At 66.0% G+C, this 13,112-nt stretch carries 13 protein-coding genes; 8 read left to right on the top strand and 5 right to left on the bottom strand.

Annotated elements, in window-relative coordinates; translation table 11 throughout:
• Positions 1-85 precede the first annotated feature (85 nt).
• Genes DC366_RS02075 through DC366_RS02055 form a run of 5 tightly spaced genes read left to right on the top strand, consistent with a single transcriptional unit; the run spans position 86 to position 4,657 of the window.
• Positions 86-964, top strand: a complete 879-nt coding sequence (locus DC366_RS02075) for an ABC transporter permease (protein ID WP_108690506.1) — start codon at positions 86-88, stop codon at positions 962-964.
• Positions 961-1,752: an ABC transporter permease gene (locus DC366_RS02070; protein ID WP_108690505.1), complete on the top strand. Its 792-nt coding sequence runs from the start codon at positions 961-963 to the stop codon at positions 1,750-1,752. The genes DC366_RS02075 and DC366_RS02070 overlap by 4 nt, the downstream gene beginning before the upstream one ends.
• Positions 1,749-2,861 (top strand): ABC transporter ATP-binding protein, encoded by a 1,113-nt coding sequence (locus DC366_RS02065; RefSeq protein ID WP_108690504.1) that lies wholly within the window; start codon positions 1,749-1,751, stop codon positions 2,859-2,861. Before DC366_RS02070 ends, DC366_RS02065 begins: the two co-directional genes overlap by 4 nt.
• An 11-nt stretch (positions 2,862-2,872) precedes the next feature.
• A complete protein-coding gene (locus DC366_RS02060; protein WP_108690503.1) occupies positions 2,873-4,261 on the top strand; it encodes an NAD(P)/FAD-dependent oxidoreductase in 1,389 nt (462 codons plus the stop codon).
• Positions 4,262-4,306: 45 nt separating this feature from the next.
• A complete protein-coding gene (locus DC366_RS02055) occupies positions 4,307-4,657 on the top strand; it encodes a cupin domain-containing protein (RefSeq protein ID WP_108690818.1) in 351 nt (116 codons plus the stop codon).
• Between the two features lie 105 nt (positions 4,658-4,762).
• Here the strand turns inward: DC366_RS02055 and DC366_RS02050 are convergent, their stop codons facing one another.
• The 4 genes from DC366_RS02050 to DC366_RS02035 form a co-directional block, all read right to left on the bottom strand.
• On the bottom strand, positions 4,763-5,317 hold the full coding sequence (locus tag DC366_RS02050; protein ID WP_108690502.1) for a CHAP domain-containing protein: 555 nt from the start codon (positions 5,315-5,317) through the stop codon (positions 4,763-4,765).
• A 213-nt stretch (positions 5,318-5,530) separates the two neighbouring features.
• Positions 5,531-6,589: a methyltetrahydrofolate cobalamin methyltransferase gene (locus DC366_RS02045; RefSeq protein ID WP_108690501.1), complete on the bottom strand. Its 1,059-nt coding sequence runs from the start codon at positions 6,587-6,589 to the stop codon at positions 5,531-5,533.
• A 21-nt stretch (positions 6,590-6,610) separates the two neighbouring features.
• Positions 6,611-7,540: a methylenetetrahydrofolate reductase gene (locus tag DC366_RS02040; RefSeq protein WP_108690500.1), complete on the bottom strand. Its 930-nt coding sequence runs from the start codon at positions 7,538-7,540 to the stop codon at positions 6,611-6,613.
• Between the two features lie 26 nt (positions 7,541-7,566).
• Complete coding sequence (locus DC366_RS02035) at positions 7,567-7,902, bottom strand: virulence factor (RefSeq protein WP_108690499.1); 336 nt, start codon at positions 7,900-7,902, stop codon at positions 7,567-7,569.
• 262 nt (positions 7,903-8,164) lie between these two features.
• On the opposite strand from DC366_RS02035, the gene DC366_RS02030 reads away from it, so the two are divergent.
• From DC366_RS02030 to DC366_RS02020, 3 genes are all read left to right on the top strand, one after another.
• Positions 8,165-9,283: a Ppx/GppA phosphatase family protein gene (locus tag DC366_RS02030; protein WP_108690498.1), complete on the top strand. Its 1,119-nt coding sequence runs from the start codon at positions 8,165-8,167 to the stop codon at positions 9,281-9,283.
• Entirely contained in the window at positions 9,280-9,996 is a 717-nt protein-coding gene (locus DC366_RS02025) for an RlmE family RNA methyltransferase (RefSeq protein ID WP_108690497.1), read from the top strand. The genes DC366_RS02030 and DC366_RS02025 overlap by 4 nt, the downstream gene beginning before the upstream one ends.
• A gap of 149 nt (positions 9,997-10,145) precedes the next feature.
• Positions 10,146-10,622: a fasciclin domain-containing protein gene (locus DC366_RS02020; protein WP_108690496.1), complete on the top strand. Its 477-nt coding sequence runs from the start codon at positions 10,146-10,148 to the stop codon at positions 10,620-10,622.
• A gap of 108 nt (positions 10,623-10,730) precedes the next feature.
• Here the strand turns inward: DC366_RS02020 and DC366_RS02015 are convergent, their stop codons facing one another.
• A complete protein-coding gene (locus DC366_RS02015; RefSeq protein WP_108690495.1) occupies positions 10,731-12,998 on the bottom strand; it encodes a hypothetical protein in 2,268 nt (755 codons plus the stop codon).
• Positions 12,999-13,112: the final 114 nt, after the last annotated feature.

Genomic DNA, 13,112 nt, shown 5'->3' with positions numbered 1-13,112 from the left:
CCCGGCCGGGGCAGATCCTGCCAGTCACTGCCGCAGCCGCCGCTGCGTTTGCATCCTGCCCGCCCTCAACCCAGCGGTGAGAGAAATGTCCAATTCAAACACGAAGCCCGACGGCGCCGCGCGCCTCGGCTGGGCCGGGGTCCGGCGCCATCCGCTGCTGCTGGTGCTGCCGGCGCTGGTGCTGCTGATCCTGATCATGGCGGTGCCGCTGATCACCATCATCGCGCGCAGTTTCATCGATCCGGTGCCGGGTCTTGGCAATTACAGCTGGTTTTTCAGTCACAAGCTGAACCTGATCGTTCTGTGGCGGACCTTCGTCATCTCGTTCTGGGTGACGATTTCCTGCGTGCTGGTGGCCTACCCCTACGCCTTCGCCATGTCCGTGGCAGGCCCGCGCCTGCGGCTGATCCTGGTGCTCTGCGTGCTGGTGCCGTTCTGGGTGTCGGGCGTGGTGCGCACGCTGGCCTGGGTGATCATCCTGCAGGATACCGGCGTCATCAACCAGTTCGTGATCTGGCTCGGATTTGACAAGCTGTCGCTGATCCGCACGCAGCTGGGCGTCACCATCGGCATGACGCAGGTTCTGCTGCCCTTCATGGTGATGCCGCTTTTCGCGGTGATGCGCGGGATCGACCTGCGCCTGATCGAGGCGGCCAAGAGCCTTGGCTCGCATCCCGTCAAGGCGTTCTTTCAGGTCTATCTGCCGCTGTCGCTGCCGGGAGTCTTTGCGGGCGCCACGATCGTCTTCATCCTCGCGCTGGGGTTCTACATCACACCCCTGCTGCTGGGCGGGCCGTCCAGCACGATGTTGTCCACGCTGGTGCAGCAACAGGTCATGTCGCTGCTGAACTGGGGCAGGGGCGGCGCGATGGGGGTGATCCTTCTGGTGGCGACCTTCGGGTTCCTGGCGCTGGCCAGCCCCTTCATGCGCCGCAAATACGACATCTCCGGAGGCAGCAAATGAGACGCATCCTTCCCCGTATCCTGCTGGGCACGATCTGCGTGCTGATCGCGCTGTGGCTGGTCGCGCCGACGCTTGTGGTGGTGCCGATGTCCTTTGCCGAGCAAAAATCGCTGGTCTTCCCGCCCTCGGGATTCTCGCTGCAATGGTATGAGAATTTCTTCACCAACAAGCAGTGGTATGGCAGCCTGATCGTGTCGCTGAAGGTGGCGCTCATCGTGGCGCTGCTGGCGACGGTGCTGGGCACGCTTGCGGCCATCGGGATCGAGCGGGCCAAGGGGCGCAGCGCGGGCATCCTGCGCGCGATCCTGATCACGCCGATCATCATCCCCGGCGTCGTCATGGCCATCGGCATCTATGCGGTCTATCTCGACACGCGGCTGGTGGGCACGCTGACGGGCTATGTGCTGGCCCATACCATGCTGGCGCTGCCCTTCGTGGTGATCGCGGTCGGCGCCAGCCTGTCGGTTTTCGATGCGCGGCTGGAGACGGCGGCGGCCAGCCTTGGCGCCTCGCGCCTGTCGGCCTTTTTCACCGTCACCTTGCCGCTGATCCTGCCGGGGATCCTGTCGGGGATGCTGTTCGCCTTCGTGACGTCATTCGACGAGGTGATCGTATCGCTTTTCATCACCAGCCCGCAGGCGACGACGCTGCCGGTGCGAATCTTCGCCTCCATCACCCGCGATTCGGACCCGACCGTTGCCGCCGTCGGATCGCTCACCTTTCTTGCCACGACCATCATCATCGGCGCGGGGCTGCTTGTCGGAACCAGAAGAGGACGTTCAAAATGAAGGATTTCGCGACCAAGGCCAAGGGCGCCGCAATCGACATCAAGGGCGTGAGCAAGCACTACGGCCGCTTCAAGGCGCTGGACGATGTCGATTTGCAGATCCAGCCGGGCGAGTTCATGTCGTTCCTGGGCCCCTCGGGGTCGGGCAAGACGACGACGCTGAACCTGATCGCCGGCTTCACCGATCTGACGCGCGGCGAGATCCGGCTGGACGAGCGGTCCATCGGCAACACGCCCGCGCACAAGCGCAATATCGGCGTGGTGTTCCAGCATTACGCGCTGTTCCCGCATATGACCGTGGCGAAAAACGTCGCCTATCCGCTGCAGCAGCGCCGCGTGCCCAAACCCGCGCGCGAGGCCGCCGTGCGCGAGACGCTGGCCAAGGTGCAATTGCAGGATTTCGCGCACCGCTATCCCAGCGAGCTGTCGGGCGGGCAGCAACAGCGCGTGGCGCTGGCCCGCGCCATGGTGTTCGACCCGTCCGTTCTGCTGATGGACGAGCCCTTGGGCGCGCTCGACAAGAAGCTGCGCGAGTTCCTGCAGCTCGAAATCAAGCGCATCCACCGCGAGTTGGGCAGCACCTTTGTCTATGTCACGCATGACCAGGAGGAGGCGCTGGTTCTGTCGGACCGCATCGCTGTCTTTAACAAGGGCAAGATCGAGCAGGTCGGCACCGGGATGGAGCTTTATACAAAGCCCCGGACACTGTTCGTCGGCCAGTTCATCGGCGAAAGCTCGGTCCTGCGCGGCGCGCATGTGGAGGATGGCGGCGCGGCGGTCTTTACCATCAACGGCACGCCCGTCAGGGCGGCGCGCCCGGCGGCGGGCGAGGGCGCGCATGTGATCCTGCTGCGCCCCGAGACGGTCAGCGTTCATGGCGCGGCCAGCGATGCCCCCGAAGGCGCCAACCGCCTGACCGGCACCGTGACCGAGGCGCTTTATCTGGGCTCCGGCGTCAAATACGAGGTGACGATCCCCGGCGGCACGGTGATTTCCGCGCGCATGGCCAATGCCGAGCGCCTTCTGACCATCGGCGAAGAGGCCACCGTCGCATGGCAACCCCAAGACAGTATCCTGCTGGCCGATGACGGCTCGGCGGCGCAAATGTGATGGACAGCTCAATGGACGTGAAAAAGAATGGCGGCATTTCGTTCTGGTATGACGACATGGGCGGCATCCCCGCCTATCGGGCGCCGCTGCCGGGTGATCTGGATGTGGATGTGTGCATCATTGGCGCGGGCTATACCGGGCTGTGGACCGCGTATTACCTGAAAGAGGCGCAGCCGGATCTGAACATCGCCATTGTCGAGCGCGAATTCGCCGGCTTCGGCGCGTCGGGGCGCAATGGCGGCTGGCTTTCGGGCGGGTTTGCGTGGAGCCGAGAGAACTATCTGGACAACGGCACGCGCCAGGGCGTCATGGACATGGAGCGCGCGCTGCTGGGCGTCGTGGATGAGGTGATACGCGTGGCCGATGCCGAGGGTATCGACGCCGATATCCGCCGCACCGATTGTCTGACCTATGCCTGCTCGCCCGCGCAGATGAAGCGTCTGCGCGCCGAATATGACCAAAGCATCGCGTGGGGCGTGCCGCAGGATCGACTGGCCCTGATCGGGGCGGACGAGGCGGCCAGCCGCATCCGCGTGAAGAACGCCCATGGCGCGCTGGTCTCGCACGGGGTGGCGCGGGTGCAGCCTGCGAAGCTGGTGCGCGGCCTTGCCGCCGCGGTCGAGCGGCGGGGCGTGCGCATCTATGAGCAGACCGCCGTCAGCGCGATCTCCAAGGGCTGCGTCGAAACAGATCGCGGCCGCGTGCGCGCGGATCGCATCGTGCGCGCGACCGAGGGCTATACGTCCAGCATCAAAGGGGCCGAGCGCGAGTGGGTGCCGCTGAACAGCGCCATCGTGGTGACGGAGCCCTTGCCGCAATCCATGTGGGACGATCTGGGCTGGGAGGATTACCAGCTTCTGGGGGATGCCTCGCACGCCTATTGCTACGCGCAGCGCACCCGCGAGGGGCGCATCGCCATGGGCGGGCGCGGGGTGCCCTACCGCTATGGCTCGGGCACCGACACGCGCGGCCAGACCCAGCCCGAGACGATCGCGCAGCTCAAGGGTATCCTCGCGCGGCTCTTGCCGCAGACCAGGGGGATCGGCCTGCATCAGGCGTGGTGCGGCGTTCTGGGTGTGCCGCGCGACTGGTGCGCCACGGCCGGCATCGACCCGGCGACCGGCATCGCCAAGGCCGGCGGATATGTGGGCGTCGGCGTGTCCACCTCGAACCTTTCGGGCCAGACGCTGGCCGATCTGGTGCTGGACCGCCGGACCGAACGGACGGACCTGCCATGGGTCAACCGCAAGGTGCGCCGCTGGGAGCCCGAGCCGTTCCGCTGGCTGGGCATTCACGCGATGTACCGCCTCTATCACATGGCCGACCGCCGCGAGGCGCGCCAGGGCGGCGCCGAGACCTCGATGCTGGCGCGGTTGGCGAACAAGATCACCGGGCGCTGAAATCGCATCGGCCTCCAACACCCCAACACATCAAGGAGAATGAAAATGATTGATCTTTCGGTATTCAGCGAACTGGCCGGAATGGACCTTGGCGCAATGGCCGACAAGCCCACGGCGCTGCAGCCCGGCCAGACCGAGGCCAGCACGAATCTCTGGGCCTCGCCCGACGGGCGGCTGAACATCGGCGTTTGGGAATGCACGCCGGGCCGCTTTACCGCCGACCGCGCCGACAATGCCGAGTTTTGCTATATCCTCGCCGGCAAGGCGGTGATGACGCAGAACGACGGCACCAAGCGCGAGCTGGTGCCGGGCGACGCGCTGATGCTGCCGCAAGGTTGGAAGGGCGAATGGGAAATCGCCGAGCATGTGCGCAAGATCTACGTGATCTACGGCTGACGCCGGGCCGCGCGCCGTCATCGACGATGACAAGGAAAATGCAAAACGCCCCGGCAACCTGCCGGGGCGTTCTGTTCTGGGCGTGGCTTGAAAGATGCGCGCCGTTTACTCGGGCTGGGCGGGCGGCAGGATGAAGCCGTTGACCGGATAGACGCTGCCAAAGCTGTCGGGATTGCTCTCCAGCCGGACCGAGGACCAATCGCCCTTGCCGGACACGTCGATGACGGTCATGCCCTGGCTGACCTGATCGCGGTGCCAGTTGGCGTGATCCACCCGGATCCGGTCGGGCGCGACGATTTCGGAGACGACGGCGACATGGCCCAGCGGCATCGACGGGGTCGAGCGAAAGGACATCACCGCGCCGACGGCCGGCTCCTTGGACTGGTCGAAGGCGCCCGCGGCCTTGTTCCACCATGTATGGGCGTTGCCGCGGATGTTGATGCCGCTGACATTGCGCGCGAAGGGCACGCACCAGACGCGCTGGCCCTTGGCGCGCAGATCGGCCGCCTCGCGCAGCGCCATCGCCTCGCGGGCGGGGTCGATGCTGGCGGCGGCGGCGGGCTCGTCCATGCGGGGGGCAGTGGCGCAGGCGCCCAGGGTGAGGCCAGCGGCACACAAAAGCGGCGCCATGCGCCAGAAGCGGTTTGATCGGAGTGTCATCGGTCCCTCGAATGTCTGTCTGCCCTTGACGCTCTTGCGGCGTCCGCGGGTCTGTTTCCTACAAAATTGAGGAAAACCGAAGGCATTAGACGCAGCGCGGCAAAAAACCGCTCAAATCGCAGGCAAAACACGCCGATGCGGAACTGTGATAAAATTGCCCGCACATGAAAAAGCCCCGCCGAAGCGGGGCTTTGCACCTTGTTTGACAGGCGATCAGCGGCGTTTGCGCCCGCCGACGCGGCCCGCGCGGCCGCGGCCTTCTTCGCCGGCCTTGGGGGGCGGTTTGTTGAACTTGATCCACTCGCCGCCATGCGGGTCGTTGTTGGTCAGGAAGTTGGCGGCGCGAATCGCCTCCATCTCGGACCCGGCCTTGGGCAGGGTGCTGCCCAGACCGAAGAGCTGGCAGAACGTTTCGTCATCCATGTCCTCGGGGATCTGCAGGCCGGTCGCGGCCACCTCGGCGCGCTTTTCGGCTATCTTCGAGGGCGGGACGGGCAGGCCGACCGGGTTCATGATGGCCGAGGTCATGCCCGCGCCCATCGCCATGGGAAGGAACGCGTTGTTGATGCCGTGCCGGTTGGGCAAACCAAAGCTGATGTTGGAGGCGCCGCAGGTGGTGTTCACGCCCAGCTCCTCGCGCAGGCGGCGCACGAGGGCAAAGACCTGCAAACCGGCGGTGCCCATCGCGCCGATCGGCATGACCAGCGGATCGACCACGATGTCATGCGCAGGGATGCCGAAATCGGCGGCCCGCTCGACGATCTTCTTGGCGACGGCAAAGCGCACGTCGGGATCTTCGGAAATGCCGGTGTCGTCGTTCGAGATGGCGACAACCGGCACGTTGTATTTCTTGACCAGCGGCAGCACGAATTCCAGCCGGTCCTCCTCGCCCGTCACCGAATTGAGCAGCGGGCGCCCCTCGCAGACCTTCAGCCCCGCCTCCAGCGCCGCCGGAACCGAGCTGTCGATGCAGAGCGGCAGATCGACAAGACCCTGAACCAGCTCGACGATTTTCGTCATCAGCGGCGGTTCGGTCTCGTTCGGGTTGGGGTTGGAGTTATAGACGACGCCCGCATTGATATCGAGCACCGTCGCGCCTGCATTGGCCTGCGCGACGGCATCCTTTTCGATGGTCGAGAAATCCCCGGCCTCCAGCTCGGCGGCCAGCTTCTTGCGGCCCGTGGGGTTGATGCGCTCGCCGATGACGCAAAAGGGCTCGTCAAAGCCGATGACGGCGGTTTTCGTTTTGCTCTCGACGATAGTGCGGGTCATGTGTGTTCCTTGATTACGTAATTATCGGGCCGAAGCGGGCACGCCGGAGGCGCCTGCATTCTGGATGGCCCATGTCGCATTCGCGTTGATACCCCCCAAGGGAAAGAAATGCACGTGGGTGACGTTGAAGCCCGGATTGGCGGCCTTGTGCGCGGCCAGATCGGCGATCACGTCCGTCGGCTCGTAGGGCAGCAGCAGCTTGGTGACATCCATCGCGCGCTTTTGCAGCACCTTCAGCGACGGGCCGACGCCGCAGGCGATGGCGAACTTGATCAGCGTCTGCAACTTCGCCGGACCGGCGATGCCGATATGGATGGGCAGGGTGATGCCGTTCGCCTTGAGCGTGTCCGCCCATTCGATGATCGGCCCGGCCTCGAACGCGAATTGCGTGGCCAGCGCCATTTCGGCATCCGAAGTCTCGGAGAATGCCTGTTTCCATTTCAGCGCGGCGCTGACATTGTCGATGCCCCCTGACGGATCGATATCGCGGTTGCCCTCGGGGTGCCCGGCGACATGCAGCCGCTTGAAACCCGCCTTGCCGAACTCGCCCGATTCCAGCAATTGCATGGAGCTGTGATACTCCCCATGCGGCTGCGCGACGCCTCCCGCCAGCACCAGCGCCTGATCGACGCCGGCCTCGCCTTGATAGCGCGCGATCCAGTCGGCGAGGGTGGCGCGGTCCTTGATGATGCGCGCGGGAAAATGCGGCATGACCGGATAGCCCTGATCGGCAAGGCGGCGCGCGGTGGCGACCATATCCTCGATCGGGGTGCCCTCGATGTGGGCGATGTAGACGCGCGTGCCCTCGGGCAGCAGCTCGCAGAAATCCTCGACCTTCTCGGCGGTGCGCGGCATCACCTCGATCGAGTAATCCTTCAGCAGCGCCTCGACGGCGGCGGGGGGCGTTGCAGGCGCCGACTGTCCACGCTTCTTGAAATTCAAAAGAGCCATCAGAGCTTCCTTTATCCCGGTTGGGGTCATGCGTTGGCGGTCTTGTCTTTTGCGGTGTCTGCGGCCGGCGCGCGCCCGTCATTGGCGATCAGCGCCTTCAGGCGCTCGCGGTCGTATTCGGCATCGATGCGCGCGGCCTCGGCCTCGGCTACGGCCTCCGCCTCGCCCTCGACCGCGTACGGCGCGGCCTTGCGCCATTCGGCCAGGTAATCGTCGGTGCCGGCCGCGCCGGTCTTCATCGCGGCGCGGTCGATGGCCTGCTCGAACCGCTCGGGCAGCTGGCGTTTCGCGCCGCGCCGACCCTTGCCCACGATGACCTGGGCCGGAATGTCGCGCCAATATACGATCGTTACGTCAACCATGATGATTCCCCGCTGATTTGCACCTGTCTAATGCACCGCCCCACACCCGCGACGCCTGTTTTCGACCCAACGGGCGTGCAGAGCGACGCGGGCGAATCTAGGCCGCGCCGCCGCGCATGGCCAGCGCGCCGCGCGCCCATAATTTTCATCATTGCCATGAGGCAAATGAGGGCGCCGCCGCAGATGTCCTTGCGCTGCGGTCTTGCATGGGCGCGGCGAAACCCATACTCTTGGGACAACTCGAAATGGAGGGCGTTCCCCTATGACGCCCAAGCGTCCCGAAGGTGCGGGCGCTAACCCGATGTCGGCCCTGAGCCCCGCGCCGAACCCGCCCGACCGCGCGCCGCTGTATGCGGCGCTCGATCTGGGTACAAATAGTTGCCGGATGTTGATTGCCGAACCACGCGGCAACCAGTTCCGCGTGATCGACAGCTTCAGCAAATCGGTGCAACTGGGCGCCGGTCTGGAAAGTAGCGGCCTGCTGTCGCGCGCCTCGATCGGGCGCACGATACAGGCGCTGCGCGTCTGCCAGCAGAAACTGAAACGTCACAAGGTCGGCTCGATGCGCCTGGTCGCGACCGAGGCGTGCCGCCGCGCCAGCAACGGCGCGTCCTTCATGGCGCGTGTCCGGCGCGAGACCGGGCTGATGCTGGACGTGATCACCCCGCTGGAAGAGGCGCAGCTGGCCGTCGTCAGCTGCGCGCCGCTGGTCAGCTATGACACCGATCAGTTGCTGGTGGTCGATATCGGCGGCGGCTCGACCGAGCTGGTCTGGATCGACCTCACGGATGTGCCCCGGGCCGAGCGGCGCCGCGCCATAATGCGTCTGCATGGCGGCTTCAACACGGCCGAGGGCGCGGGCGGGCCGCGGGCGCGCGTGGTCGACTGGATCAGCGTGCCGCTGGGCGTCGCCACGCTGCGCGACCAGTTCCAGGATGTCGAGGATGACGGCGCGCGCTTCGCGCTGATGAGCTGGTTTTTCGAGGAAAACCTGATGGAATTTGCGCCCTACAAGCGCGAGCAGTCGCGCAAGGGGTTCCAGATCGTCGGCACCAGCGGCACGGTCACGACCGTCGCCGCCAGCCATCTGGGGCTGAAGCGCTATGACCGCAACCGCGTCGACGGGCTGCGCATGACCTCGGACGAGATCGACACGGTCATTCGCAGTTATCTGGCGCTGGGGCCGGACGGGCGGCGGAGCGATCCGCGCATCGGTCTGGACCGGCACGCGCTGATCATGTCGGGGGTCGCCATCCTGCAGGCGCTGCTGCGCTGCTGGCCGACGGACCGGCTGTCGGTTGCCGATCGCGGTCTGCGCGAGGGAATGCTATACGCCCAGATGGCCGCCGACGGCGTGCTGGCGAGCGAGGAGAGCGCATGAACAAGGGACCCGATGGCAAGAACACGTCAGGGCGCGGACAGCGCGATCTGACCGTTCGGGTGAAATCCGCGCGGGGCCGCAAGGCGTCCTCGACGCGCTGGCTGCAGCGGCAGCTGAATGACCCTTACGTGAAACGCGCCCAGAACGAGGGATATCGCGGCCGCGCGGCGTTCAAGATCATGGAGGTGGACGACAAGTTCCGCTTTCTGGTGCCGGGCGCCCGCGTCGTCGATCTGGGCTGCGCGCCCGGCGGCTGGATCCAGGTGGCGGTGCCGCGGATCAATGCGCTGGGAGAAAAGGGCGGCAAGGCCGTGGGCACGATCCTCGGCATCGATCTGCAGGAGGTGGAGCCGATTGCCGGGGCCACGATCCACCAGCTTGATTTCATGGATGAGGGCGCCGACGAGCAGGTCAAGCAATGGCTGGGCGGGCGCGCCGACGTGGTGATGTCCGACATGGCCGCCGCATCGTCGGGCCACAAACAGACCGATCACCTGCGCATCATCTCGCTCTGCGAGGCGGCGGCATATTTCGCCTTCGACGTGCTGGAGGAGGGCGGCACCTTCGTGTCCAAGGTGCTGGCTGGCGGCGCCGAGGGCGAGCTGCAAAAGCTGCTGAAACAGCGCTTTACCAAGGTCTCGCACGTCAAACCGCCCAGCAGCCGGTCCGACAGCTCGGAAAAATTCGTGGTCGCCACGGGCTTTCGCGGCTGAGCCGGGGGCCCGCTCTGTTTCCGGTCCGCGCGGGCGGGCGTAGAACCGCCTGTGCCCGCAGATCACGGATACGTGAGTGATCCTGTTCGCTTCCGCCTCCGTAATCCTTGTATCGCCGATGACGGCGACGACTTGAGAGGAGACTTGTTATGATCCGCAGAACCTTCATGGCCCTTGCCGCATCGACGGCGCTCGCATTCCCTGCAATGGCGCAGGAAAAGGACATCGTGGATACCGCCGTTGACGCGGGCTCGTTCAGCACGCTGGTTGCCGCTGTCGAGGCCGCCGGACTGGTCGAGACGCTGAAGGGCGAAGGCCCGTTCACCGTGTTCGCCCCCACAGACGACGCGTTCGCCGCGCTGCCCGAAGGCACGGTCGACGACCTGCTGAAGCCCGAAAACAATGACAAGCTGACGGCGATCCTGACCTATCACGTGGTGGCCGGCAAGGTGATGTCCGGCGATCTGAGCGACGGCATGACAGCCGCGACCGTTCAGGGCGACGACGTCACCATCAAGACCGAAGGCGGCGTCATGGTGAATGACGCAAATGTCACGTCCGCCGATATCGAGGCGTCGAACGGCGTGATCCACGTCATCGACAAGGTGCTGATGCCCGCCATGTAAGGCAGGCAGCGTAGCGGCGATATGGTTTTTGCGCCGCTGCAATAAATGAATGACAAACGCTGCCGAAGCGATCTTCGGCAGCGTTTTCATTTTGCGGGCGTTGCCGGATCAGGCCGATTTGCGGAACTCGGTCACGTCGGTCACGGCAAAGCGGCCGCCGCGCAGCTTTTGCAGTTTACCCTGCCGCAGCAATTGGCCGAACGAGCGCAGCCCTTCCTCGCGCGAGAAATCGTCCTCATGCGCTTCGCGCAGCTTCTGCATCAGCATCGGGCGCGAGAATTGCGGCGTGCCTTCGACATCGGCCATGTAGGCGGCGGCGGCCTCCAGCAGATCGGTCAGGCTGCTGGCGCCCACCTGCTCGGCATAGTCGGCAAAGCTGCCCGCGCCCTGCACAGTGCCGCGATCGGCCTGCTCCGGCGCCTGGGCCGAGGGACGTGCGGCGGAGCTGGTCACATCCGCGCGGGTGATGCGGCGCGGGCGCACCGGCGCGGCGGGGGTGTCGATGCGCTGCTCGGCCACCAGCCGGAGCGGGGCCGGGCGCGCGGTCTGGGTGGCGCCGGGGCGCGGCGTGGCGGAGGTCACCGAGTGCGGCCTGCGCGGGCGCACCGCGTTTTGCAGATCGTTGCGATAGGGCTGATCGTCGACGGCCTCTCCCATGGCGCCGCCGGCGCGGCGCTCGGCGCGGGTGGCGGCAACGGCGGCGCGCAGATGCTGGATGGCGCTGCGGCGCTTGTTGGATTCCGGCTCGCCCAGCTGCGTGTCGGCCTCGTCAAAGATGCGGCCCGCCTGCGTGTCAGGGGCATCCGGCCCATACCGGCGCGCATGCCGATCCTCGGCGTCATCGCGCGCCTCGATGCGGTCCTCATCGCCTTGCTCGTCCTGCGCCATGGCGGCGTCTTCCGCTTCGGTGGCGTCGGCATCGGTGTCGCTGGCGCCGACTTTCTCATCGCCATCCTGCGCAGCATCGGGCGCGCCGGTCGGATGGGGGATCTGCTCTGCCGGTGCGCGCGAATGCTGCAGTTCGGCTTCGACTTCGGCCAATTCGCGCTGAAGATCGGCCTCCGCATCGGGGCTGAGCGCGAACGCGCCCGCGTTGCCGCTTGTCTCCTCCTCCAGAAGGCCACTTTCCAGAGCCGCGTCCAGATCGGCGCGCTTCATCTTGATGACGCGCGCGGCCAGCGGGCGGGAGGCGGCATCCTCCGCGTCATCCTCGTCCTCGGCGCAGGCTGCTTCTGCGCTGTCCTTGGTTGGCTGGTCGCCTGCCTCACTGCCAGCATCCTGCGCGCTTGCCTCCGTCGCGGCCTGCGCGGGCGTCTCGTCGACCATTGCGTCGGCCAGGAGGCGGCTCAGCGTGTCGTCGCCGTCGGCGCGGTCGCCGAAGTAGTCCAGCGTCGCGTCCTCTTCGGCATCCGCCGCGTCGTCCGGAGTGTCGCCTGACAAAGCGTCCTGTTCATCGGAGGGGACGCTGATTTCTTCAACCTCGTCGGGCGCATCTTGCCCGGCGCTGAGGCGCGAAAGGATGTCGTCATCGGACGCCTCCGGCGCGCCGCTGGCGGCGTCCTCTTGCTGCTCGGCGGCGGGTGCCTCGGGGGCGTGTTTGGCTTCAGCTTCATCGGTTTGCGCCGCGTCATCGGCTGCATCGTCGACCACGTCCGGCGAAGTGTCGGCGGATGGGATGTCCGCATCCTCTGCGGTTTTTGCCGCCTCGGCGGTGCCTGCGTCCGCATCCTCGTGCAGATCGCCGGTTTGCGGCGCTGCCTCATCCACGGTTTCCGCGTCCTCGGGGCCGGGCGCAGACAGGAAATCCTCGGCGTTGTCATCGTCTTCATAGTCGCTGGCCGCAAAGGCGGAGGCGCCGGGATTGGCGACGGCACGGATGCGGCGCAGCTTGTCGGCGATGCTGTCGCTGCCGCCCTGCGGCATGTGCGCGGCGCTTTGGGCGGGCTGTTGCGGCGCGGCTTGGGCGAAGGGATCTGCCACAGGAGGCGCTGCACTGCGCGCTGGCGACGCGGGAGCGTCGGGCGCGGCTGCAGGCAGCGCGCGGGCCGTATCGCCCGCGGTGTCTTCGGCCCATTCTTCGGTGTCGATATCCATGCCTTGCGCCGCGGCGGACAGCGCCGCCGGATCCGCGCGCAGATGGATCTTGCCGTCCGTATCACGGGCCTCGACACGGCGCGAAATCTCGCGCTCGGCGATGCGGGCCAGCATTTCGGCATCGGGCGTTGCGGGCTCGGCACCGAAGTACCGGTCATCCGCCGCCAGATCGCGGAAATACTCTGCGATGGCCTTCATGGTGTCGAACGAGTCGTCGAAGCCTTCCAGCGTGCACGAGAACGTGCCGTAGGAAACCGTCAGGATCTTGCTTGTGCTAACCATTATATGCTCGCCTTTCCTTGCCTGCGAAGACAATCTTTACCATGACAGGCACGACGAAAGAGGTCCGAATCTGCGATGTTGAGCGTATCATTTCATGGCAAGATTGTGATTTGT

Origin of the sequence: Pelagivirga sediminicola, assembly GCF_003072125.1 — a bacterium.
GTDB classification, from domain to species: Bacteria; Pseudomonadota; Alphaproteobacteria; order Rhodobacterales; family Rhodobacteraceae; genus Roseovarius; species Roseovarius sediminicola.
The sequence above is the reverse complement of the archived record's forward strand: the minus strand, read 5'-3'. Positions and strand labels throughout refer to the sequence as shown.